Here is a 21924-nt window from a genome sequence, read left to right on the forward strand (position 1 = left end):
GGCGTCGGGTCCGGCGGGCGGGTTTCCCCTGATCAGGCTGCTATTTGCGGGTCGACAGCACGCTCGGATTGGCGTAAACGAACTCGGCCAGCTTGTCGTTCTTGATCGCCTGGAACATCTCCATGGTCTGCGGGCTCAGCGACTCCTTCGTCCCGCTGGCGTTCGCGTGGAACGTGCCGCCGTTGGTCCGCAGCGTGGTCAGGTCGTTCCCGGTGACCCCACGCATCGTGTAGATGAAGTCGATGATCGGCACCCCGCCGGTGTCCAGGACGAACGCCTTGCCGGCCGCCTTGATCAGCCCGTTGAGCTTCACCGGGTTGGTCAGCGTGCCGTTCTCGGTGGCCTTCTTCGCCATCGCCTTGATCAGCTGCTGCTGGTTCTGCTGCCGGTCGTAGTCGCTGTTCGGCAGGCCGTAGCGCTGCCGGGCGTAGTCGAGGGCGGCCCAGCCCTTCATCTCCCGGCAGCCCTTCTTGTGCACCACCGGGGTCATCGGCTTGCCGGTCTTCTTCGCGTCGGCGTTCCACATGGGCTTGCCGTCGACGTACGACATGTGGTGCGACTTGACCTCGTGGCTCACGCAGATCCGCACGGTGCCGAGGGCGTCGATGACGCCCTTGAAGCCGCCGAAGTTGATGATGGCCGCGCCGTCGAAGCTGATCCCCGTCATCCGCTTGATCGTCTGCGCCATCAGCTGCGCGCCGCCCTCCCAGCCGCCGCCGTTGCGGGCGCCCGCCTGGAACGCTGCGTTGATCTTGTCGGTGCCGCCCGGGTAGCCGCTCTCCTTGAACGCCGGGATCGGCGCCTCGGTGTCCCGGGGAATGGAGATCAGGTACGCCTGGTCGTGCGAGGCGGGGATGTGCAGCACGATGATCGTGTCGGCCCGGACGTCGTCGGCGGCCCAGCGCTCGCGGGCGTCCACGCCGAGCAGCAGCATGTCGATCGGGCCGTCCAGGCTCGCGCCGCCCTCGGCGTTGGACTTGCCGGCGTCGCCGAGCAGGTTGCGCTGCGCGATGTTGCCGGTGGCCTGGTTGATGAATGCCTTGCTGCCGGCGATGGCGATCCCGCTGGTCATCATCAGGATCGCGCCGAAGACGACGGTGAGGCGGGCCCACAGGGGGTCCTTGCGGCGCTTCTTCCGCTTGCGGGCGGGGACGTCGGTGGGCGGTCGGCCGCCGCTGCGGGGTTGCGACGGGATGGCCGACGGAACCCGTGCGACCGCGCCGACGGACTCCTGCGACGGAGGGCGACGGCTGGTATGAACCGGCATGCGTGCTCCAGCTCGCGTGATCGGGGGGCGGGACCACTGTACGTACCGCTTCCCGACATGGCGAGTTCGTCGACCGGCTATTCGCAGTTATCTTGGTAGTTGCCTGCGGAATTCACCCGAACGGTCAGTAGAAAATGCCCGGTCGGCGGTAGGTGCCCCGGTGGAATGGGTCCGACCGCCGACCGGCGCTGACATGTGTCGAAGTAACGACCACGTGAATCCGTCTCCGTTACCGGAAACTCGTCACCCGGAGCTGCCCTCCGGCGGGTTGGCCTTCACCCACTCGGCCATCTTGTCCGCTGTCATGGCCTGATACATGGCCAGCGCCTTCTCCCGGTCCGAGACCACCACCGACTCACCGTTGATGGTGTCGCTGCCCGAGTTCGGGCTGGTGACGAAGATCAGGTTCTCCCCGCGCAGGCTGCGGAACTGCACCGCCATGTCGACCAGCGAGAAGCCCTGGTCCACGGTGACCGCGTCCGTCACCGACTGGAGGAACGCGTTGAGCTTCTTCGGGTTGGTCAGCGTGCCCGTGCTGGCCGCCTTGTCCATCAGGGCCTTGAGGAACTCCTGCTGGTGGCGCATGCGCGCGAAGTCGCCGTCGGGGAACTGCTTGCGCTGCCGGATCCAGTCCAGCGCCTCCGCGCCGTTCATGTGCATGGTTCCCTTGGTGAACTTGCGGAACGGCTTGTGGATCGAGGTGATCGACCGCTCCACCTTCAGGTCGACCCCGCCGAGCGCGTCGGTGACCTGCTTGAACCCGGCGAAGTCGATCGCCATCACGTTGTCGATGCGGACGTCGGTGAAGCACTCCACCGTCTTCACCGCCAGCGGCAGGCCGCCGAACGCGAACGCGGCGTTGATCTTCGCCCGCTGGCCCGAGGCGCAGTCGGCCTGCGCGTTCTCCGGGATCGGCACGTACAGGTCGCGGGGGATCGAAACCAGGTACGCGGACTTGTGGTCGGCCGGGATGTGCATGACGATGATCGTGTCGGCCCGCCACTGGCTCTGCTGGTCCACCGGGGCGTCCGGGTCCCGCGAGTCGCTGCCGACCAGCAGGATGTTCAGCGCCCCGTCCACCGCCTTCGGCGGCCGGCCGCCGGTCAGCTCCGAGAACGGGTCGGTGCGGGCCAGGTCCTGGTTGAGGTTGCGGGTGTAGAACCACGCCCCGGCCCCGCCGAGCAGCGCGAGGACGAGCACCGCCACGCCGGCCACCAGGCCGATCCGGCCCCACCTCGGGCGCGGCCCACGCCCGCCGGACCGCTGGGGAGCGCCCGGACCGCCGGGGCCACCCGGGCCGTCCGAACCGCCGAAGCCGCCGCCCGGGGGCCGGTCGTCGTGGGTGGGATACCACTGGGCCCCGGGCACGCGGGCACGCCCCGAGCCGCCCTGGCCGGGGCCGGGCACCGGGGCACGCCCCGCGCTGCGACGCAGGTGTGGGATCGGTTCGCCGGCGGAAGCGGTCGCTGACATGTACCCGAGGGTACGTAGCCCCGTCGAGTGTCGCCCTCAACCGCAGCCCGGCCGGCGGGCCGCGCCGCGCCGACCCGCTACCCTAGCCGCTCGCGGAAGTGCTCGATCGTGCGTCGGAGGCCGTCTTCGGGCGCCACCGCCGGCTCGTATCCGAGCAGTTCACGGGCGAGGGTGAGGTCGGGGCGGCGCATCTCCGGGTCGTCGGCCGCCCGGGTGACGTACGTCACCTCGGACTCACTCTCGGAGAGTGACACGATCAACTCGGCCAGTTGCCGCATGGTCAGCTCGTGCTCGGTGCCGCAGTTGACCGGGCCGGTCTCGGTCGAGTCGAGCAGCAGCAGGATGCCGCGCACCAGGTCCTCGACGTAACAGATGGACCGGGTCTGGTCGCCGGTGCCGTGCACGGTGATCGGCTCGCCGCGCAGCGCCTGCGAGATGAACGTCGGGATGGCCCGGCCGTCGTCCGGCCGCATCCGCGGGCCGTACGTGTTGAAGATCCGCACGATCGCGGCGTCCAGCCCCCGGTACCGGTGGTAGGCCATCGTGGCCGCCTCGGAGAACCGCTTCGCCTCGTCGTAGACGCTGCGCACGCCGATCGGGTTGACGTTGCCCCAGTACGTCTCGCGCTGCGGGTGCTCCTTCGGGTCCCCGTACGCCTCGGAGGTGGAGGCCATCAGGAACCGGGCGCCGTCGGCGACCGCGCGGTCCAGCAGGTGCAGGGTGCCCACCGACCCGACCCGGAGGATCTCCACCGGCAGCGTGGCGAAGTCGGTGGGACTGGCCGGGGAGGCCATGTGCAGGATCGCGTCGAACCGCTCGGCCAGCGCGGGGTGGTGGGTCGGCAGCCCGTCGGAGATGTCCGCCTCGACCAGCGTGAAGTTCGGCTTGTCGTGCAGGTGGGCCACGTTGTCCTTGGAGCCGGTGACGAAGTTGTCCAGCGCCACCACCGTGCAGCCGCGGGCGACGAGTGTGTCGACCAGGTGCGACGGCACGAAGCCGGCGCCGCCGGTGACGAGGACGCGGTGACCGGGACCGAAGCGCGGGGCAACCTTCATGCCGACCAGCCTATACAGGCACGAGATGTAAGGAAGGGCCCCCTGTTAACGCGAAACGTTGTACAGGGGGCCCCTTTTAACAGCTCGGCCGGTGCGGGGCCGAGCGGGATCGGGTCAGTGCGCGCCGGCGCCGGTGAGGGAGCGCACCTCCAGCTCGGCGTACTTGTCCTCGTCGCTCTCCTTGGAGATCAGCGTGCCGATCCACCCGCACAGGAACCCGAACGGGATCGAGAGGATGCCCGGGTTGGACAGCGGGAACCAGTGCCAGTCGTGGTCCGGGAACATCGACGTCGGCGCCCCGGAGACCACCGGCGAGAAGAACACCAGCAGCACGGCGGCGAGCAGGCCGCCGTAGATCGCCCAGACCGCGCCGGAGGTGTTGAACCGCTTCCAGAACAGGCTGTAGAGGATCGCCGGCAGGTTGCCCGAGGCGGCCACCGCGAACGCGAGCGCCACCAGGAAGGCCACGTTCAGGCTCTGCGCGTAGATCGACAGGGCGATCGAGACCGCGCCGATGACCAGCGCCGAGACCCGGGCCACCCGGACCTCCTGGCGCTCCGACGCCTGCCCGTTCTTGATGACGTTGGCGTAGAAGTCGTGCGCCAGGCTGGACGAGGAGGCCAGGGTGAGCCCGGCGACCACGGCCAGGATGGTGGCGAAGGCGACCGCCGCGATGATCGCCAGCAGGGCCGCGCCGCCGAGGTCGCCGCCGAGGAAGGTGATGCCCAGCTTCTCGGCGAGCTGCGGCGCGGCGGTGTTGCCGGCCTTGTCCTGTGCGGTGATCGCCGGGCCGCCCACGAGGGCCGCCGCGCCGAAGCCGAGGGCCAGGGTGAGCAGGTAGAACGAGCCGATGATGCCGATCGCCCACAGCACGCTCTTGCGGGCCGCCTTGGCGGTCGGCACGGTGTAGAAGCGGATCAGGATGTGCGGCAGGCCCGCCGTGCCGAGCACCAGCGCGATGCCGAGCGAGAGCAGGTCGACCTTGTTGTAGAACGTCTGCGTCGCGTTCCCGGCCACCTCGACGCCGTAGCGCAGGCCCGGTTCGAGGAAGGCGCTGCCCTTGCCGGAGGAGGCGGCGGCGTCGCCGAGCAGCGACGACAGGTTGAACTTGTACTTCGCCAGGACCAGCAGGGTCATCACCAGCGCGCCGGTCATCAGCAGGAACGCCTTGACGATCTGGACGTACGTGGTGCCCTTCATGCCGCCCACGGTGACGTAGACGATCATCAGGGCGCCGACCATGATGATCGTGGCGACCTTAGCGGTGTCGGCGTCCATGCCGAGGAACGTGGTGCCCGGCTTGATGCCCAGCAGCAGCGCCACCAGCGCGCCCGCGCCGACCATCTGGGCCAGCAGGTAGAAGATCGACACGGTGATGGTGGAGACCGCCGCCGCCGTGCGGACCGGCCGCTGACGCATCCGGAACGCCAGCACGTCCGCCATCGTGTACCGGCCCGAGTTGCGCAGCAGTTCGGCGACGAGCAGCAGCGCCACCAGCCAGGCGACCAGGAAGCCGATCGAGTAGAGGAAGCCGTCGTAGCCGTACAGGGCGATGATGCCGGCGATGCCGAGGAACGACGCCGCCGACATGTAGTCGCCGCCGATCGCCATGCCGTTCTGGAAGCCGGAGAAGGACCGGCCACCCGCGTAGAAGTCGGTGGCGGTCTTGGTCTGCCGGCTGGCCCAGATGGTGATGGCCAGGGTCACCGCCACGAACACCAGGAACAGGGTGATGGTGAGGTTGCGGGCGGTGCCGCTGCCCGCCTCAGCCGCGAGGACCGGATACATGGGTCACCTCCCCCATCTCGGCGCGGATCCGGTCGGCGACCGGATCGATCCTGCGGTCGGCGAACCGGGCGTAGAGCCAGGCGATCAGGAACGTCGAGACGAACTGGAGGAGGCCGAAGATCAGGGCGACGTTGATGTTGCTGCCGAACAGCTTCGTGCCCATGAAGTCTCGCGCGTACGCGGAGAGGATCACGTAGAGCGCGTACCAGAGAAAGAACGCGACGGTCATCGGGAAGATGAAGCCGCGCAGGGCGCGACGCAACCCGGCGAACTCGTCCGACCGTTGTACGGCGAGGTACCGGTCCGCCGTGGACGCGGCCGAAGCCGGCGTCTCCGGCTCGGCCGGCGCATCCGGCGGGGGTGTGTCCGTGGACATCTGTGGATCACCACCTTCACAGGCGTAGGGGTTTCGCGCACGGTAGGAACCGCGCCCCCTGCCCGGGAAGACGTGGATCGACGACGGTCTTCACCTGCGCCGAGTGGTCGCCTGCCTGCGCCGAGTGACCCAGGTCACTCCGGTGACCGGTGGCGGCTCGTCGGCCCCCGCGCGTCAGCTCAGCTCGTGGTACCGGCCCCGGTGGTGCAGCAGCGGGACGCTCTCCCCCGTCAGGCTGATGCACTCGATGGTGGCCTCGACGAGCAGCGCCCAGCCGTACTCGCGGGCGGTGTCGAGCCGGCACCCGGCCCAGCCGGCGGCGTCGGCGGGAACCCGGCCGTACTCGGTTTCGGTCCAGGCGCCGGTGGCGAAGAGGCCGCCCGGCGACGGGAACAGGCCGGCGAACCGGTCGGCGAGCTGCCGGTGTGGCGGCCCCAGCGGCGCGACGGCGAACCGCCCCGCCGCCTCGACCGCCGCCCACAGGTCCGACTCCGCGTCGATCAGGCCCAGCAGCCGGTCCGGCTCCCCCTCCGCGACCAGCGTGGAGGACACGGTCAGGCCGGCGGGGCCCGGCGCGGTCCACAGCGTGACCGGCGAGGCGAGCCGGCCCCGCAGCCGCCGCGCCGGGGACCGCTGTCCTGCTGGTACGGCGAACGGGTCGACGTGGTGGATCTCGGCACCCGGCTCTTGATTCACGTGAAACATTGTGACCCGCCCCGCCGGCCGCCATCAGCTCAGGACGGGCGGCGAAGCGTGCGGAGGGCTCCTATCGTGCCGGGTATGAGTCCCGTGACGCCGCAGCAGCTCGCACAGGCCCGCGTCGTGGCCGCCGACGCCGTGCTCCGCAACGAGGTGGACTTCCGGGGCTACCCGCACCGGCACCTCGCCATCGCCGCCCGCCCGCGACTCACCAGCAGCGGCGTCGCCCAGCTCCTGGAGGCCGTCGAATATCTCACCCACTACGGGTGGGAACTGGTCAACGTCAGCTCCTCCGGCAACAGCGGCCTGTTCTACGCGTTCCTGCGCCGCCGCTGAACCGTGTTCAGCGGCGCGGGGTCACGGCCGTCAGCAGCTCGGGGGCCCGCCGGTCCAGCACGTCACCGGCCAGGTACGCGCCGAGCAGCGCTGCGCCCAGCCCGTACGCCAGCCCCAGGGGCGGGGCCAGCCAGAGCCAGGCGTCGCCGAGCAGCGCCGCGGCGACCACCATCGGCACGCTCGCCGCCGCCGTACCGAGCATCGACAGCAGGGTGAGGAAGCTCTTCGCGACCCCGGCCCCGCTGTTCATCGCGAACGGGTTGCTCGTCTCGGGCAGCGAGTACGCCCCCAGCACCGAGACGAAGGCGCTGATCGCCAGCCCCGCCCCGTACGAGGCGAGGAGGCTGCCCGCCATCACGCCCAGCCACGCCGGCCGGCCCAGCAGCATCCCCAGCGCCACCGCGACGACGGCGAGCATCGGCAGGACGTACACCGAGAAGGCGGCCATCCGGGCCCGCAGCTCCAGCCGGCCGGGGACCCCGGCGACCACGTTCGCCGCGTACGCGCTGCCGTCGAAGCCGAACTGGTTGGCCAGGGTCACCGAGGCGAGCAGGCCGACGAAGACCATCGAGATGCTGACCAGCAGCGGGCTGGAGTCGGGGGCGGCGAACTCCAGGCCCTCCCCGGTGGAGAAGCCCGCCCCGCCGAGGTTGACCATCACCGGCACGAAGATGCCGACCACGGCGATCGTGATCAGGTTGGCCCGCCGCCGGGCGTCCCGCCACCAGTAGCGGCACTCCCGGGCCACCAGCGCGCCGAACCGGTCCCGCCGGGCCCAGCCGACCGCCCAGGGAAAGAGCTGCCCGACCGCGCCGGAAGCGGCCCCCGCCGCACCGCCCCCCGCCGCGCCATCGCCGGCCTTCGCCGCGCCATCGCCAGCCTTCGCCGCGCCGCCGCGCGCCCTGATCCGGCCGCCGCCGGCCGCGCCGACCATGGCCGACTCCAGAGACCGGGACCACCACCACAGCAGCGCGCCGATCGTCAGCGCGGTGATCAGCAGCTTCATCGGCACGGCCCAGGCCCGCCCCTCGGCCACGTCGATGCCGACCGTCCACGGCGCGCCGAGCGGGGTCCAGCCGACGACCCGGGCCACTCCGGCGAGCCGGTCCCAGTCGGCCTGCTGCACGGCGGCCAGCACCACGATCTGCAACGGGCCGAGCATGGCGGCGAGCACCGCAAGCAGCACGGCCGCCAGGTCGCGTACCCGACGGGACCGCAACATGGTCGCGAACGCGCTGGTCATCGCCCGGCTGGCCGCGACGCAGAGCAGCAGCCCGGCGACCACCCCGACGGCCGCGACGAGCGCCGCCGCCGCGCCGCCGAGCAGGCCCGAGGTGAGCACCAGCCCGCCGGCCGCGATCAGCGCCGCCACCGCCGGGACGCTGACCAGGGCGGCGGCGAACAGCCCGGTGACCAGGGTGCGCCGGGACAGCGGCAGCAGGGCGAACCGAGCCGGGTCGAGCGTCTCGTCCACCCCGAAGAAGACCAGCGGCAGCAGCAGCCAGCCGAGCACCAGCAGGCCGCCACCGAACGCGGCGGCCATCAGCGCGTACGTCGGCTCGTCGGCCAGCCCGGGGGCGGCGAGCAGGAAGAAGCCGGTGCCGGCGAACCAGAGCCCGGCGATCACGCCGCCCACGAACATGGCGATCCGCCAGCCCTGGCCCCGGAAGTTGTTGCCCATCACCCGCAGCTTCAGCCGGACGAAGTGCCGGGCCGAGACGGGCCGGACCCGCTCGGCGGGCTGTCCGGCGGGGCCGGACACCGGGGCGGTCCCGCCCGGTCCCCGCTGGTCCGGGCCGGTCACCGGGACAGCCACGCCAGCTCCTCGCCGGTGGCGGTGCGCCCGCCGACCACCTCGACGAACACGTCCTCCAGCGAGCGGTCCCCGCGCACCTCGTCGAGCGTGCCGACCCGCTTGATCGTCCCCTCGGCGAGGATCGCGACGTGCGAGCAGAGCCGCTCGACGACCTCCATGACGTGGCTGGAGAAGATGACCGTCCCGCCGCCGACGACGTACCGGTGCAGGATGTCCCGGATCAGGGCCGCCGACACCGGGTCGACCGCCTCGAACGGCTCGTCGAGCACCAGCAGCCGGGGCCCGTGCAGCAGCGCGCAGGCCAGGCCGATCTTCTTCTTCATGCCGGCCGAGTAGTCCACCACCAGGGTCCGGCCGGCGTCGCCGAGGGCGAGCACGTCGAGCAGCTCCGCCGCCCGCTGGTCGACCACCGCCGGGTCCATGCCGCGCAACAGACCGTGGTACGCCAGCAGCTCCGCCCCGCTGAGCCGGTCGAACAGCCGTACGCCGTCGGGCATCACGCCGAGGAGCTGCTTGGCCCGGACCGGGTCGGCCCACACGTCGTGCCCGAGCACCCGGGCGCCCCCCGCGTCGGGGCGCAGCAGCCCGACCGCCATGGACAGGGTGGTGGTCTTGCCGGCCCCGTTCGGGCCGAGCAGCCCGTAGAACGAACCGGCCGGCACGTCGAGGTCGACGCCGGCCACCGCCACCTTGCCGTCGAACCGCTTGGCGAGGCCACGCAGCACGAGGGCGGGGTGCTCATCAGTCATGTACCGACCGTATCCGCCCGCGGCCAGCGACCGCTCCTACCCAGGGACGACCTCCGCCTCCTCCGCGCACAGGCAGACCGGCCTCCGGTGGTGAGAGGGGAGCCCCTCTCTACCGTATGCGTCAAGAAGGGGCCCTTCCTTCAGAGCGGAGCGCCTCGGGGGAGTGCAGGCGCAGCATGGTGCCGGCCACGTCGGCCGGTAGCCGCCGCCGGGACGCCACCGACACCGCGATCATCACCGTGAACGCGAGCGGGACCGTCCACGCCGCCGGCTGCGCGATGAGCGTGGCCGGCCAGCCGGCCAGCGGCGGGCCGAGCACCGTGACCAGCACCGCCCCGATCGCCGCCCCGCCACCGGCCAGCACCCCGGCGGCGGCGCCCACGTCGGTCAGCCCCCGCCACCAGATGCCGAGCACCAGCAGCGGGCAGAAGCTGGACGCGGCGACGGCGAAGGCCAGCCCGACCACCTGGGAGACGTCCATCCCCGAGACGTTCAGCGCGAGCACCGCCGGCACCTCGCCCGCGATGACCGTGGCCAGCCGGAAGCCGCGCACCGAACCGCGCCCCAGCACGTCCGTGGAGATCACCCCGGCGACGCTGGTGAGCAGCCCGGACGAGGTCGACAGGAACGCGGCGAACGCCCCGGCGGCGACCAGCGCGGCGAGCAGCCGGCCGGTGGTGGAGTCGCCCAGCGCCGCGCCGGGCAGCAGCACCACCACCGCGTCGGTCTGCCCGCTAATCAGCAGCTGCGGGGTGTAGATGCGGCCCAGCACCCCGTAGAGGGTGGGCAGCAGGTAGAACGCGCCGACCAGGGCCAGCACCACCAGCGTGGTGCGCCGGGCCGCCGCGCCGTCGGGGTTGGTGTAGAACCGCACGAGCACGTGCGGCAGCCCCATGGTGCCCAGGAAGGTGGCCAGGATCAGCGAGTACGTGCCGAACAGCCCCCGGTCGTCGTCCCCGGCGGCGCTGGGCAGCAGCCAGTCGGCCGCGTCGGTGGCCGTGCCGGAGACCTGCGGCACCGGGTCGCCGGCCGCGAAGTCGAGGCGGTCGCCGGGGCGTACCTCCCGGATGTCGCCGTCGGGGAGGGTGAGGGTCGCGCGGTGCTCGACCACGACGGTGGTCGCGGTCCGGAACGCCGGCCCGTCGGGCGGGGTCACCGCCGGGCGGGCGTCGGCCTGCCACTGCAACACCAGGAAGATCGCGGGTACGGCGAGCGCGGTCAGCTTCAGCCAGTACTGGAACGCCTGGACGAAGGTGATGGCGCGCATCCCGCCCAGCGCCACGTTCGCGGTGACCACCACCGCCACCACGATCGCCCCGACCGGGTACGCCGCCCCGGTGAGCGTGGCCAGGGTCAGCCCCGCCCCCTGCAACTGCGGCACCAGGTACAACCAGCCGATGAAGATCACGAACGCGGTGGCGAGGGTACGCAGCCGGCGCGAGCCGAGCCGCAGCTCACAGAAGTCCGGCAGGGTGAACGCCCCGGAGCGGCGCAGCGGCGCGGCCACGAACAGCAGCAGGGCCAGGTAGCCGGCGGCGAAGCCGACCGGGTACCAGAGCACGTCCACGCCGTACTTGAGGATCAGCCCGGCCACGCCCAGGAAGCTCGCCGCCGACAGGTACTCCCCGCCGATCGCGGCGGCGTTCCAGGTCGGGCTGACCGAGCGGGAGGCGACCAGGAAGTCGGAGGTGGTCCGGGCCAGCCGCAGCCCGTAGAAGCCGATCCCGACGGTGACCAGGGTGACCGCGACGATCGCGGGGACGACGTACCCGTTGCCCATCTCAGCGCTCCGGCCGCTGGACCAGGTCGGTGAAGTCCTGCTCGTTGCGCTCGGCGAGCCACACGTACGCCCACCCGACGGCGATGAGGAACGGGAAGGAGACCAGCCCCAGCAGCAGCCAGGGCAGGTTCACCCCGAACACGGTTACCCGGCCCACCGAGGGCGCGATGGCGAACAGCCAGGGCAGGCCGCCCAGGCCGATCAGCACCACCAGGCTCAGCCGCAGCGCCAGCGCGAGCTGGGCCCGCACCAGGCCCCGGACCAGCGCCTCGCCGACGAGGGTCTGCTGGGCCAGTTCGGCGCGGGCCCGGTCGGCGTCGGGCTCCCGGCGGGACACCTCGGCCAGCACGATCCGGGTCCGGCCGGGCGCGGTCGCCCGGGGCGCTGGCACGGGGTCGTCGGGTGCGGCCACCCCGGCAGTCTCGCCCGATCGGTGGGAATGTCAAGGCCGGTAGGCAGGACCAGGACGGGCGAGGCATCCGCGCACCACCCGCAGGGTTGCTTCGGCGGCGGTCATGCCGCGTCGGCGTGGCCTTCGGTGGTGCGGGTGGTGACGATGCGGCGGAGGACGTCGAGGGCGTGTTCGGCCTCGTCGCGGCTGACCGGTGCGGTGTGGGCGGTCACGTAACTGGTCAGGGCGTCGCGGATGATGTCGGATCGGCGGGTCTCGGCGTGCTCGGCGAGGTGGTCGAGCTGTTCCACGAGCGCGACGGGCAGGCGGGTGCTGACCAGCATCATGGGTGTCGCAGGTGCGACGCCGGACGCTGGCGCTGCGGTCATGGACCTGATGACCGGTGTCAGGCTGTCGGTGCTCTGGAACCACGCGACGACCTCGTCCTTGGTCATCTGGTCGAAGTCCGGCTCGGTCACAGGACTCGCCTCCTCCACTCGTCGAGGTCTGCGCCCTGAAGGGCACGGGCCCCGAGGATCTTGTATGTCTGGGTGCCGCCGATGCGGTCGCACAGCGCGGCGATGACGCGGCCACTGTCGGCCAGACCCATGACGATGAGCAGCAGGTCCCCGACGGCGCGTTCGTAGCGCAGGCCCGGAGGGGCGTACAGCGCCTGGGTCGTCTCGTCCAGGCCGACGCCGTTGCGGCGAGCGTTGTCCAGGCCCTCGTCGGTCCACACGTACTCGCGCTGCGACACCCCGAAACCGTAACACGTCGTAATACGTTGCGTTGTGAACAACCTGTGGAGAACTCTCCACACCTGTGGATAACCCTGTGGGTAACCGGTGGACGAGCGCTGTGGACAACCGGCCGGTCAGCGGTTCCAGTCCTGCTTGGCGGCGCGGACCAGCTTGTCCTTCAGCTCCCGGGTGTGCCGGCGGCTCACCGGCAGCTCCGTCGAGTCGATCACCACCACGTACCCGGAGTTGACCAGCCGCAGTTCGGCGATGAGCTTGAGCTGCACCAGGTACGACCGGTGGATGCGGACGAACCCGGCGTCGGCCCAGCGCTCGGCGAGGGTGGCCAGCGAGACCCGCACCAGGTGCGAGCCGTCGGCGGTGTGCAGCCGGGCGTAGTCGCCCTGCGCCTCCACCCAACGCACCGCCGAGCGGGGCAGCATCCGCGTCGTGCCGGCCAGCTCGATCGGGATCGTCGGGTCCTCCTCCGCGCGGGCCAGCGCCGCCGGGTGCGCGGCGACCACCCGGGAGCCGATCACCCGGCGCAGCGACTCGGCCAGCCGCTCCGAGCGCACCGGCTTGCGCACGTAGTCCGTCGCGCCCAGGTCGAAGGCGTCCACCGCCCCGTCGTCGTACGCGGTGACGAAGACGATCGCCGGGGGCCGGGCGAACCGGCGCAGCACCCGGGCCAGCTCCATCCCGTCCAGGCCGGGCATCCGGATGTCCAGGAACACCACGTCCACGTCGGCGTCGCGGAGCACCCGCAGCGCCTCGGTGGCGTCGCCCGCCGTGTGTAGCCGGGCCACCCGGGGGTCGGCCCGCAGGTGGTACGCCAGCTCGTCCAGCGCCGGCGGCTCGTCGTCGACCGCGAGCACCCGCAGGAAGCCGGGGGAGGTCACGAGGCGACCCGCACGCCGGGGTGGAACTTCGGCACCCGCATGCTCACCTTCGTACCGGAGCCGAGGCCCGTCTCGACGACCAGGCCGAACCGGTCCCCGAAGGCCGAGCGGAGCCGCTCGTCGACGTTCGACAGGCCGACGTGCTGGCCCGGGTCGTCGGCGGGGTCGCTGCCGGCCCCGGCCAGCTCGGCGATGCCGGCGGTCAGTGTCGTCGGGTCCATGCCCACTCCGTCGTCCTCCACCGTGATGTGGCATTCGGCGCCCGCGTCGCGGGCCTCGATGCTCACCATGCCGGTGCCGGGCTTGCGGGACAACCCGTGCCGGACGGCGTTCTCCACCAGCGGCTGGAGGCACAGGAACGGCAGGGTCACCGGCAGCACCTCCGGGGCGATCTGCAACCGCACCTGGAGCCGGTCGCCGAACCGGGCCCGCTCGATGGTGAGGTACCGGTCGATCGAGCGCAGCTCCTCCGCGAGGGTGGTGAACTCGCCGTGCGCCCGGAAGGAGTAGCGGGTGAACTCGGCGAACTCCAGGATCAGCTCCCGGGCCCGCTCCGGGTCGGTTCGCACGAACGAGCCGATGGCGGTCAGCGCGTTGTAGATGAAGTGGGGGCTGATCTGGGCGCGCAGCGCGCGTACCTCGGCGCGGGCCAGCCGCTCCCGGGAGGCGTCCAGCTCGGCCAGGGCGAGCTGGTTGCCGGCCCAGTGCGCGGTCTCCAGGGTGGCCTGCACCAGCCCCGGGGCGGGCGGGCCGTCGGCGACGGCGATGAGCGCCCCGACCACCCGGCCGTCGGCGCGCAGCGGCGCGACCACCGCGCCCCGCACCGGGCAGTCGACCCGGTCGCAGTGCAGCTCCGCCTCCCCCAGCACCGTCGACCGCCCGCCGAGCACCGCCCGCCGGGCCGCCGCGACGAGCTGGTCGGCGTGGTGCGTCCCGCGCCCGTCGAGGGCGAGCAGCGCGTCCCGGTCCGTCAGGGCCAGCCCAGCCGCGCCGACGAGGGCCCGCAGATGGCGTACGGCCTTCGCCGCGCCCGCGGCGCTCAGGCCGCCCCGCAGCGGCTCGGCGGCCAGCCCCGCCGTGTGCAGCACCTCGTACGTGGCCCGCTGGGTGGCGGTGGCGATGCCCCGGCGGGCGCGCAGCCGGACCACCGCGTACAGGGCCGCGCCCAGCGCGGTGACCAGGGAGACGACGCCGAGCACGGCGGAGAGGTTGCCAGCCACCCCGCGATCCTGACCGCTGCCGCCGCCCCGCGCCAGCCCCGCGCTAGTACGCGCCCTTGCGGGCCAGCACCACGCCCACCGTGCGCCACAGGATGCTCAGGTCGTACGCCAGCGACCAGTTGTCGACGTAGTAGAGGTCGAGGCGGACCGCCTCGTCCCAGGACAGGTCGGAGCGGCCGGAGACCTGCCACAGCCCCGTCATGCCGGGCCGCACCAGCAGCCGGCGGCGCACGTCGCCGAGGAAGTCACCGTCGTCGGCGGGCAGCGGACGCGGCCCCACCAGCGACATCTCGCCCCACAGCACGTTGATCAACTGGGGCAGCTCGTCGAGCGAGGAGGCCCGCAGGAAGCGGCCCACCGGGAAGACCCGGGGGTCGTGCTTCATCTTGAACAGCATGCCGTCGGTCTCGTTCTGGTCGACCAGGCCCGCGAGGCGGTCCTCCGCGTCGACGTACATGGTGCGGAACTTCCACACCCGGAACGTGCGGCCCTCGTGGCCGACCCGGGGCTGGCGGAAGAAGACCGGGCCGGGGTCGGAGAGCCGGATCGCCGCCCCGATCGCCAGGAACACCGGGATGAGCAGGAACAGGCCGAGGCCGGCGGCGACCCGGTCCATCAGGTTCTTGACCAGCAGCGCCGGGCCCGACAGGGTCGGCTCCTCGACGTGCAGCAGCGGCAGCCCCTCGATGGGGCGGATGTGCACCCGGGGGCCGGCGATGTCGGTGAGCTGCGGGGCCACCACCAGGTCGACGCCGGAGCCCTCCAGCTGCCAGGCCAGCCGGCGCAGCTCGCCCGGCTCGGCGCTGGCGGAGCCGCAGACCGCGATCGTGTCGCCGCCGACCTCCCGCACCAGGGCGAGGACGTCGCGTCCCGCGTACACCGGGACGGGGGTCTGGATGCCCCGGGCCGCCGCGTAGCCGTCGGTGATGTGGATGGCCACCGGGACCAGCCCGGCGCTCGGGTTGCGGGTGACCGCGGTGTAGACCTCCAGGCACTCCGGCAGCGTGCCGACGAGCACCATCCGGTGCCCGGCGTGACCGGCCCGGCGGCGGACGGCGTGCAGCGTGGACCGGGCCAGGATGCGGCCGAACAGGATCAGCACCAACGCCCCGAGCAGGGCGAAACCGACCGTGTAGCGGGACAGGTCGGTCTTGGTGGCGAACGCGATGAACGAGACGGTGGCCGCCACCGCCACCCCGGCCCGGATCACCCGCTTGTATTCGTCCGGCCCGAGCCCCATGTACCGCCGGTCGTAGGCCCGGTTGCCCCACAGGCTGACCAGCCAGCCGAAGGGCAGCAGCAGGAACGCGACCGTGTAGAACCAGGTCGGGTCCGCCTGGGCGTTGTAGAAACCGGCCCGGGCCTGGCCGAACGCCTCCTGCGCGATCCAGTCGGCCAGCACCACGGCGGTGAAGTCGATCAGCAGCAGGGCGGCCGTGTAGGGGCGGTGCCAACGGGAGACGCGCCGACGGGCCCTCGCCCACGCCGACCGGGGGACACCGTTGTGCGAAGGCGGTGTCGGCGGCTGGATCTCGAAGCTGTCGACGTGCCGCACGAGTTGGCTCCGGCCTGTGTTGGTTACCGGGCGCTGGAGGCTAGTCGTCACCTCACCCATGTCCTCCCGCAAGACGCGCGCCGCTCACTCGCAGTGAGGGCCCGGGTCGCCCACCGTTCAGTTTCCCACGCGGGGCCCACACCGGACGTCGACCCGAGGGACTTCGCGCCCAGTGCGCCGCGTGGGATCCGGCCGGCTCCACCTCAGGTGCGAAAAGCCGGGGACCGGGCCACTATACCGATGGACGACGGACCGGGTAGAGGCGCGGACCGGGATGATCGGCGCTCCGGAGGCGATTCCACTCCGTAACCCCCGAGTGTCGTCACTCACCGTACGATTCGCGACAACCTTCGGTCAGCGAGCGGCTTGCCGCCGGTCTGACAGGTCGGGCAATATTGCAGGCTCGAATCGGCGAAACTGACCTCCCGGACCGTATCGCCGCAGATGGGACAGGGCAGGCCGGTCCGGGCGTGCACGGCCAGCCCCGAACGCTTCTCGGCCTTCAGTTCCGCCGCCCGGTGTCCCAGTGAGCGGGACACCGCGTCGCCCAGCACCCGTCGGACCGCCTCGTGCAGGGCGGCGACCTGATCGTCGGTGAGCCGGTCGGTGAGCGCGAACGGCGACAGCCGCGCCGCGTGCAGGATCTCGTCGGAGTACGCGTTGCCGACGCCGGCCAGCACCGCCTGGTCCGTCAGCACCCCCTTGACCTGGCCCCGCCGGCTGCGGAGGCGCTCGGTGAACGTGGGCAGGTCGGCGGCGAGCGCGTCCGGGCCGAGCTTCGCCACCCCGGGCACCGTCGTCGGGTCGGCGACCAGGTAGGCGGCCAGCTTCTTCTGGGTGCCCGCCTCGGTCAGGTCGAAGCCGGAGCCGTCGTCGAGCCGTACCCGCACCGCGATCGGCCCCTTGCCGGGGCGCAGCGGCGCGGCCGACGGGAACGACTCCCGGTAGTGCAGCCAGCCCGCGCGGGCCAGGTGCACCACGAGGTGCAGGTCGCCGTCGAAGACGACGTCGAGGAACTTGCCGTGCCGCCGCGCGTCGGTCACGGTGCGCCCCGACACGGCGGCGGGCGCCGGGTCGTACGTCTTCAGGGCGCTGATCGCGGCGACCTCGACCCGGTCGACGCGCCGGGACACGGCGCGCTCCCGCAGGTAGCCGGCGAGCGCTTCCACCTCGGGAAGTTCGGGCATGCTGCAACGGTAGCCTTCGTACCCGTGAGAATCGTGGTGGCGCACAACCGGTACCGGGAAGCCCAGCCGTCCGGCGAGAACACCATCGTCGACGCGGAGATCGACCAGCTCCGCGCGGCCGGGGTGGAGGTGCTGCCGTTCCTGCGCAGCTCCGACGAGATCCCGAGCCTGCCGAAGACGGCCAAGGCGCTGCTGCCGATCTCCCCGATCTACGCCCCCCGGGCCCAGCAGGAGCTGAGCCGGCTGATCACCGAGCACCGGCCCGACGTGCTGCACCTGCACAACCCGTACCCCCTGCTCTCGCCCTGGGTGGTGCGGACCGCGCACAAGCACAATGTGCCGGTGGTGCAGACGGTGCACAACTACCGGCAGGTCTGCTCCTCCGGGCTCTACTTCCGCGACGGGGCGATCTGCCAGGACTGCCGGGGCAGGGCGCTGGGCGTGCCGGCGATCGTGCACCGCTGCTACCGGGGGTCGCGGGCGCAGAGCGCCCTGATGGCCACCACCCTGGCCGTGCACCGGGGCACCTGGCACTCGGTGGACCGGTTCATCGCCCTCACCAGCGCCGTCGCCGACCACCTGCGCGACTACGGGGTGCCGGCGGAGCGGATCGTGGTGAAGCCGAACGGCATCCCCGACCCGGGCACGCCCGCGCCGCTGGGCGACGGCTTCCTCTACATGGCGCGGCTGTCGCCGGAGAAGGGGCTGGGGCTGCTGCTGGACGCCTGGCGGCGGCACCCGGACGGCTCCCTCGGCCCGCTGCGCATCGCCGGGGACGGTGAGCTGCGCCCGCTGGCCGAGGCCGCCGCCGCCGAGCGCGCCGACGTGACCTATCTCGGGCCGCTGGACCGCGCCGGGGTGCGGGCGGCGATCGAGGCCAGCGCGGTGATCATCGCCGCGTCCACCTGGCACGACGTGCTGCCCACGGTGATCCTGGAGGCGCTGGCCAGCGGGCGGCCGGTGCTCGGCACCGCTCTCGGCGGCATCCCGTACCTGGTGGGCATGGACGACCCCGCCGGCCCGGTCGGCTGGGTGGTGGCCCCGGAGCCGGCCGCGCTGGCCGCCGCGCTGCCGGTCGCCCGCGACGGCGCGGCGGCGCTGGCCGCCCCGGCGCGGCTGCGCTACGAGCGCACGTTCCACCCCGACGTGGTCACCAAGCGGCTCATCGACGTGTACGCCTCGCTGGCTCGCTGAATTCTCTGGGTCTACGAGGCCAGCCGCTCGCGTGCGTGGTGGCGGGGGCCGGTCGGCTCGACGGCGCGCACGGGCCTGTCGATCTCGGCCTTGTTGATCTCGGCCCACACGGCGTCGAGGGAGAGGCCGAGGACGTCGGCGATCGCCGCGATGGTCGGGAAGGCGGGGGTGGCCACGCGGCCTGACTCGATCTTGCGCAGGGTCTCCGGTGAGACGCGCGCGTCGAGCGCGGTCTGGAGCATCGAGCGGTCCCCCCTGGCGTGGCGCAACAGCGCGCCGAGGCGCTGCCCGCGCTCGACCTCTTCGGGGGTGAGCGGCAACCTGACCATGGACCGATTCTAGTACCGGGATAATATGGCCGGGATAGTTATTGGTGACCCGAGGGAGGCGTCGCATGATCGAGATCCTGAGCCCCACCCAACTGCCCCGGGCGCGGGAGGCGGGCGCCCTCGTCGCCGACATCCTCCAGACGCTCAAGGGCCGCTGCGAGGTGGGCACCAACCTCCTTGACGTCGACCGGTGGGCCCAGGCCATGATCGTCGAGGCGGGGGCAGTGTCCTGCTACGTCGACTACGAGCCGTCCTTCGGGCGCGGGCCGTTCGGCCACTACATCTGCACGTCCGTCAACGACGCCGTGCTGCACGGGCTGCCCCACGACTACGCGCTCGCCGACGGCGACCTGCTCTCCCTCGACCTCGCCGTCTCCGTGGGCGGCGTCGTCGCCGACTCCGCCATCAGCTTCGTCGTGGGCGACGCCAAGTCTCCGCAGAGCGTCGAGCTGATCGGCGCGACCGAACGCGCGCTCGCCGCCGGCATCGCCGCCGCCGGGCCCGGGGCGCGCATCGGCGACATCTCCCACGCCATCGGCACGACGCTCAGCGCGGCGGGATACCAGGTCAACACCCAGTTCGGCGGGCACGGCGTCGGGTCGACGATGCACCAGGACCCGCACGTGTCCAACACGGGGCGGCCCGGCCGGGGCTACAAGCTGCGCCCCGGGCTGCTGCTGGCCCTGGAGCCGTGGGTCATGGCGGACACCGCCGAGCTGGTCACCGACGAAGACGGGTGGACGCTGCGCAGCGCGACGGGCTGCCGGACGGCACACAGCGAGCACACGATCGCCATCACCGATGAGGGAGCCGAGATCCTCACCCTGCCGAGGCAGCCGCAGTCGTGACGCCGCAGCCGGTGAGCGCCGTGTTGCTGTCGGGGCCTGGGCCGGGGACGCTCGGCAGGTACGCGTCCCTGGTGACCAAGGGGGTGATCCGCCTCAAGGCGACCACCACGAGTGACCTCGACCGGCTGCCCCGCTATGACGTGCCGCCAGGGGTGTCGCCCCTCGGCCTGCTGCTGGCCGGCCGCGAGGACGACGAGCGGTGATCTACCGCGACTCGCCTGCCTTGATCACGCTGCTCTCCGGCTGTTCCCGCCATTCAGTGGTTAGATCTTGGAAGATTCCGGCCCCTGGAGGGGCCATTTGATTCCAAGATCCGTGCCTGCGCCTACCATCGGCGGTCGTCCGCTGCCCTGAGTTCGGTGTCGGTCGCGGGGGCGATGCCTGTGGGGCGGGGAGCCTGCTCACCGCCGTAGTAGGCCCGGATCTGCTCCGCCGCCTGGTCTTCCGCCGCGTGGCGGGCGGAGGCGGCGTCGATGACGTTGCGGGCGGCGGTCGCCACGCGGCAGTCCGGAATCCGGCACACCCGGCAGTGGCCGTCCGGCCCGGCCCGGTGGTCGCGGAGGACCGCCCTGGCGGTGAGGATCAGCCGGTTGCGGATCTGCGCCAGCGACAGGAACGGCCCGGTCATGCTCAGGTCACCCCGAGGGCGACGGCAAGCTGGACGATCGTGGCCGGGGCGTGCGGGTCGCGGGCCACCTGGGCGAGCACCTCCCGGGCGGCCGGCCGGTGGCGTACCTCGGCGGGTGCCAGCCGGTCGGCGTCGAGCAGCACGCGGCCCGCGCGGGCCGGGTCGTCGGCCTGGACGTAGGCGCGGGCCGCGTCGACCAGGTGCGCCGCCCGGTGTTCCAGCGGCAGCCACCGCCAGCCGTCCCGCCTGGTCGTCTTCTCGTGCCAGGCGACTGCCTCGCCCGCGTCGCCCAGGTCGAGGGCCGCAGCGGCGCGGGCCAGGTCCACGGCCGTCGGCCCGAACGCGGTCCGGTGATGGTCGTGGCCGTCGCCCACCCGGGCGGCCATGCCGGCGGCCTCGTCGAGCAGCTCGATCGTGGCGCGGTCGTCGCCCCGGCGGGCCGCCGACAGGGCGGCCTGCACCAGCAAGGTCCCGCACAACGACAACACGCCGGGGGCACCGTCCGCCGGGTCGGCCGGCGCGATCCGGTACGCAGCAGCCAGCGCCGCCGACTGCGCCGCCCGCGCCCGCCCCGCCGCGCGGAACACCTGGCCGAGCTGCACCGCAGCGGCGGCCACCAGCACGGGATCACCGGTCGCGGCGGCCATCGCCCGGTCTGCGGCCAGCCAGCCCAGCTCGACCTCGCCGAGCTTCACCAGCAGCGACGCGGTGAGCCGGTACACGTCCACCAGCGGCGGCCGGCCCCACCCGGGATCCTCGGCGGCGGCCCGCTGCACGCCGGCCAGCAGGCCCGGCACGGCGGCGATCACCTGCGGATACCGGGCATGTTGGAACGTCACCCACGCATGCTCGACATCCCGGGCCAACCGGTCCGCCGGCACGGCACCGTGGCGGGCCGACGGCCGACCCAAAGCGATCTCGTACGTCGACAGGGCCTCCCGGACCCGCTCCACCCCCTCGACCCGCTCGGCCGTCGCAGCGGGCTGAGCGTCCCGGCCGAGCAGCACGGCGGTGTCGATCCGCAGGACGGCGGCGATGTCCCGCAACGTCGACACCTTGTCGAGTGACCGGACACCCCGCTCGACCTTGTCGACCCACGACTTCGACCTGCCGAGCCGATCGGCGAACACCTGCTGCGACAACCTCCGCCGCCCCCGCCAGTACGCCACCCGCCGCCCGACCGGCAGCAGCTCAGGGCTGTTCACGCTGCCACCGCCGGTCCGGCTTCGCCCGGGTGCTCTCCTCGGCCGGTATCCGCTCCGCCTCGGCCTGGGCGAGGATCCGCTGCCGGGCGGCCTCCTGCTCGGCCGCCTGGATCTGCTCGCCCCGGCCCGCACGCTCGGGCTTCCGCCGCCCCGTCACGACCAGCGTCCCGCGCGGTGCTCCCCGGCGAGGGTCAGCAACGGCCGTTCCGGCAGGTAGGGCACCCGTGCCACACCGATGGCCCGGTATGTCGCTGGCCGCTTCGGATGGGTCTTCGGTGGGCCGAGGCGGTCGAGCGGGTTCGTGCGGCGGTGCTTGAACGGCCAGAGCCGGCGCAGCAGACCGGGGTGAGTCGGGTTCTTCGCATGCCGAGCCATGAGCCCTCCCGAAAGAC

The 21924-nt window shown here is 72.5% G+C and carries 25 protein-coding genes; 4 read left to right on the top strand and 21 right to left on the bottom strand.

Going from position 1 to position 21924, the window contains the following annotated elements; all coding sequences use genetic code 11:
* Window positions 1-40 precede the first annotated feature (40 nt).
* From ACFT41_RS02545 to ACFT41_RS02570, 6 genes are all read right to left on the bottom strand, one after another.
* Complete coding sequence (locus ACFT41_RS02545) at window positions 41-1267, bottom strand: LCP family protein (RefSeq protein WP_377586080.1); 1227 nt, start codon at window positions 1265-1267, stop codon at window positions 41-43.
* Between the two features lie 243 nt (window positions 1268-1510).
* Window positions 1511-2740, bottom strand: a complete 1230-nt coding sequence (locus tag ACFT41_RS02550) for an LCP family protein (protein ID WP_377586078.1) — start codon at window positions 2738-2740, stop codon at window positions 1511-1513.
* Between the two features lie 77 nt (window positions 2741-2817).
* Window positions 2818-3795, bottom strand: a complete 978-nt coding sequence (locus ACFT41_RS02555; RefSeq protein ID WP_377586076.1) for an NAD-dependent epimerase/dehydratase family protein — start codon at window positions 3793-3795, stop codon at window positions 2818-2820.
* A gap of 114 nt (window positions 3796-3909) precedes the next feature.
* Complete coding sequence (locus ACFT41_RS02560) at window positions 3910-5583, bottom strand: cation acetate symporter (RefSeq protein ID WP_377586074.1); 1674 nt, start codon at window positions 5581-5583, stop codon at window positions 3910-3912.
* On the bottom strand, window positions 5561-5959 hold the full coding sequence (locus ACFT41_RS02565) for a DUF485 domain-containing protein (RefSeq protein WP_377586072.1): 399 nt from the start codon (window positions 5957-5959) through the stop codon (window positions 5561-5563). Before ACFT41_RS02565 ends, ACFT41_RS02560 begins: the two co-directional genes overlap by 23 nt.
* Window positions 5960-6133: 174 nt before the next feature.
* Window positions 6134-6664, bottom strand: coding sequence for a flavin reductase family protein (locus tag ACFT41_RS02570; RefSeq protein ID WP_377586070.1), 531 nt, complete (start codon window positions 6662-6664; stop codon window positions 6134-6136).
* A 75-nt stretch (window positions 6665-6739) separates the two neighbouring features.
* Here ACFT41_RS02570 and ACFT41_RS02575 point away from each other — a divergent pair, with 75 nt between their 5' ends.
* Window positions 6740-6994 carry a hypothetical protein gene (locus tag ACFT41_RS02575; protein ID WP_377586068.1) on the top strand — a complete coding sequence of 85 codons (255 nt, stop codon included), beginning with the start codon at window positions 6740-6742 and terminating at the stop codon, window positions 6992-6994.
* 7 nt (window positions 6995-7001) lie between these two features.
* Here the strand turns inward: ACFT41_RS02575 and ACFT41_RS02580 are convergent, their stop codons facing one another.
* The 10 genes from ACFT41_RS02580 to ACFT41_RS02625 form a co-directional block, all read right to left on the bottom strand.
* Window positions 7002-8756 carry an ABC transporter permease gene (locus ACFT41_RS02580; RefSeq protein ID WP_377586122.1) on the bottom strand — a complete coding sequence of 585 codons (1755 nt, stop codon included), beginning with the start codon at window positions 8754-8756 and terminating at the stop codon, window positions 7002-7004.
* A 38-nt stretch (window positions 8757-8794) separates the two neighbouring features.
* Entirely contained in the window at window positions 8795-9559 is a 765-nt protein-coding gene (locus ACFT41_RS02585) for an ABC transporter ATP-binding protein (RefSeq protein WP_377586066.1), read from the bottom strand.
* 121 nt (window positions 9560-9680) lie between these two features.
* Window positions 9681-11339 carry a cation acetate symporter gene (locus ACFT41_RS02590; RefSeq protein ID WP_377586064.1) on the bottom strand — a complete coding sequence of 553 codons (1659 nt, stop codon included), beginning with the start codon at window positions 11337-11339 and terminating at the stop codon, window positions 9681-9683.
* A 1-nt stretch (window position 11340) separates the two neighbouring features.
* On the bottom strand, window positions 11341-11751 hold the full coding sequence (locus ACFT41_RS02595; RefSeq protein ID WP_377586062.1) for a hypothetical protein: 411 nt from the start codon (window positions 11749-11751) through the stop codon (window positions 11341-11343).
* A gap of 101 nt (window positions 11752-11852) precedes the next feature.
* Window positions 11853-12209: a ribbon-helix-helix domain-containing protein gene (locus ACFT41_RS02600; RefSeq protein ID WP_377586060.1), complete on the bottom strand. Its 357-nt coding sequence runs from the start codon at window positions 12207-12209 to the stop codon at window positions 11853-11855.
* Window positions 12206-12487: a hypothetical protein gene (locus ACFT41_RS02605; protein ID WP_377586058.1), complete on the bottom strand. Its 282-nt coding sequence runs from the start codon at window positions 12485-12487 to the stop codon at window positions 12206-12208. Before ACFT41_RS02605 ends, ACFT41_RS02600 begins: the two co-directional genes overlap by 4 nt.
* A 117-nt stretch (window positions 12488-12604) precedes the next feature.
* The gene (locus ACFT41_RS02610) at window positions 12605-13366 is read right to left on the bottom strand and encodes a LytR/AlgR family response regulator transcription factor (RefSeq protein ID WP_377586056.1); all 762 of its coding nucleotides are present in this window, start codon (window positions 13364-13366) and stop codon (window positions 12605-12607) included.
* Window positions 13363-14586, bottom strand: coding sequence for a sensor histidine kinase (locus tag ACFT41_RS02615; RefSeq protein ID WP_377586054.1), 1224 nt, complete (start codon window positions 14584-14586; stop codon window positions 13363-13365). Before ACFT41_RS02615 ends, ACFT41_RS02610 begins: the two co-directional genes overlap by 4 nt.
* Before the next feature lie 43 nt (window positions 14587-14629).
* The gene (locus tag ACFT41_RS02620; protein WP_377586052.1) at window positions 14630-16201 is read right to left on the bottom strand and encodes a sugar transferase; all 1572 of its coding nucleotides are present in this window, start codon (window positions 16199-16201) and stop codon (window positions 14630-14632) included.
* Between the two features lie 266 nt (window positions 16202-16467).
* Window positions 16468-17328 (bottom strand): Fpg/Nei family DNA glycosylase, encoded by an 861-nt coding sequence (locus tag ACFT41_RS02625; protein WP_377586050.1) that lies wholly within the window; start codon window positions 17326-17328, stop codon window positions 16468-16470.
* A gap of 24 nt (window positions 17329-17352) precedes the next feature.
* Here ACFT41_RS02625 and ACFT41_RS02630 point away from each other — a divergent pair, with 24 nt between their 5' ends.
* Window positions 17353-18522, top strand: coding sequence for a glycosyltransferase family 4 protein (locus ACFT41_RS02630; protein WP_377586048.1), 1170 nt, complete (start codon window positions 17353-17355; stop codon window positions 18520-18522).
* Between the two features lie 11 nt (window positions 18523-18533).
* On the opposite strand, the gene ACFT41_RS02635 is transcribed toward ACFT41_RS02630, so the two are convergent.
* Window positions 18534-18851, bottom strand: coding sequence for a helix-turn-helix domain-containing protein (locus tag ACFT41_RS02635; protein ID WP_377586046.1), 318 nt, complete (start codon window positions 18849-18851; stop codon window positions 18534-18536).
* A gap of 65 nt (window positions 18852-18916) precedes the next feature.
* Here ACFT41_RS02635 and map point away from each other — a divergent pair, with 65 nt between their 5' ends.
* On the top strand, window positions 18917-19699 hold the full coding sequence (gene map / locus ACFT41_RS02640) for a type I methionyl aminopeptidase (RefSeq protein ID WP_377586044.1): 783 nt from the start codon (window positions 18917-18919) through the stop codon (window positions 19697-19699).
* Between the two features lie 11 nt (window positions 19700-19710).
* On the top strand, window positions 19711-19902 hold the full coding sequence (locus tag ACFT41_RS02645) for a hypothetical protein (protein WP_377586042.1): 192 nt from the start codon (window positions 19711-19713) through the stop codon (window positions 19900-19902).
* A gap of 122 nt (window positions 19903-20024) precedes the next feature.
* Here ACFT41_RS02645 and ACFT41_RS02650 read toward each other — a convergent pair whose 3' ends face one another.
* The 4 genes from ACFT41_RS02650 to ACFT41_RS02665 are packed head-to-tail and all read right to left on the bottom strand — an operon-like array spanning window position 20025 to window position 21907.
* Window positions 20025-20327, bottom strand: coding sequence for a hypothetical protein (locus tag ACFT41_RS02650; protein ID WP_377586040.1), 303 nt, complete (start codon window positions 20325-20327; stop codon window positions 20025-20027).
* 2 nt (window positions 20328-20329) lie between these two features.
* A complete protein-coding gene (locus tag ACFT41_RS02655; protein ID WP_377586038.1) occupies window positions 20330-21532 on the bottom strand; it encodes a helix-turn-helix domain-containing protein in 1203 nt (400 codons plus the stop codon).
* Window positions 21519-21689, bottom strand: coding sequence for a hypothetical protein (locus ACFT41_RS02660; protein WP_377586036.1), 171 nt, complete (start codon window positions 21687-21689; stop codon window positions 21519-21521). The genes ACFT41_RS02655 and ACFT41_RS02660 overlap by 14 nt, the downstream gene beginning before the upstream one ends.
* Complete coding sequence (locus ACFT41_RS02665) at window positions 21686-21907, bottom strand: hypothetical protein (protein WP_377586034.1); 222 nt, start codon at window positions 21905-21907, stop codon at window positions 21686-21688. The genes ACFT41_RS02660 and ACFT41_RS02665 overlap by 4 nt, the downstream gene beginning before the upstream one ends.
* Window positions 21908-21924: the final 17 nt, after the last annotated feature.

The organism is Micromonospora sp. NPDC057141, assembly GCF_042670805.1.
Lineage (GTDB): Bacteria > Actinomycetota > Actinomycetes > Mycobacteriales > Micromonosporaceae > Micromonospora.

What these genes read in the sequence shown, in the direction of transcription:
- ACFT41_RS02545 (WP_377586080.1), bottom strand. Translation starts at nt 1,267, where the DNA reads ATGCCGGTTCATACCAGCCGTCGCCCTCCGTCGCAGGAGTCCGTCGGC.
- ACFT41_RS02550 (WP_377586078.1), bottom strand. Translation starts at nt 2,740, where the DNA reads ATGTCAGCGACCGCTTCCGCCGGCGAACCGATCCCACACCTGCGTCGC.
- ACFT41_RS02555 (WP_377586076.1), bottom strand. Translation starts at nt 3,795, where the DNA reads ATGAAGGTTGCCCCGCGCTTCGGTCCCGGTCACCGCGTCCTCGTCACC.
- ACFT41_RS02560 (WP_377586074.1), bottom strand. Translation starts at nt 5,583, where the DNA reads ATGTATCCGGTCCTCGCGGCTGAGGCGGGCAGCGGCACCGCCCGCAAC.
- ACFT41_RS02565 (WP_377586072.1), bottom strand. Translation starts at nt 5,959, where the DNA reads ATGTCCACGGACACACCCCCGCCGGATGCGCCGGCCGAGCCGGAGACG.
- ACFT41_RS02570 (WP_377586070.1), bottom strand. Translation starts at nt 6,664, where the DNA reads ATGTTTCACGTGAATCAAGAGCCGGGTGCCGAGATCCACCACGTCGAC.
- ACFT41_RS02575 (WP_377586068.1), top strand. Translation starts at nt 6,740, where the DNA reads ATGAGTCCCGTGACGCCGCAGCAGCTCGCACAGGCCCGCGTCGTGGCC.
- ACFT41_RS02585 (WP_377586066.1), bottom strand. Translation starts at nt 9,559, where the DNA reads ATGACTGATGAGCACCCCGCCCTCGTGCTGCGTGGCCTCGCCAAGCGG.
- ACFT41_RS02590 (WP_377586064.1), bottom strand. Translation starts at nt 11,339, where the DNA reads ATGGGCAACGGGTACGTCGTCCCCGCGATCGTCGCGGTCACCCTGGTC.
- ACFT41_RS02620 (WP_377586052.1), bottom strand. Translation starts at nt 16,201, where the DNA reads ATGGGTGAGGTGACGACTAGCCTCCAGCGCCCGGTAACCAACACAGGC.
- ACFT41_RS02625 (WP_377586050.1), bottom strand. Translation starts at nt 17,328, where the DNA reads ATGCCCGAACTTCCCGAGGTGGAAGCGCTCGCCGGCTACCTGCGGGAG.
- ACFT41_RS02635 (WP_377586046.1), bottom strand. Translation starts at nt 18,851, where the DNA reads ATGGTCAGGTTGCCGCTCACCCCCGAAGAGGTCGAGCGCGGGCAGCGC.
- map (WP_377586044.1), top strand. Translation starts at nt 18,917, where the DNA reads ATGATCGAGATCCTGAGCCCCACCCAACTGCCCCGGGCGCGGGAGGCG.
- ACFT41_RS02650 (WP_377586040.1), bottom strand. Translation starts at nt 20,327, where the DNA reads ATGACCGGGCCGTTCCTGTCGCTGGCGCAGATCCGCAACCGGCTGATC.
- ACFT41_RS02665 (WP_377586034.1), bottom strand. Translation starts at nt 21,907, where the DNA reads ATGGCTCGGCATGCGAAGAACCCGACTCACCCCGGTCTGCTGCGCCGG.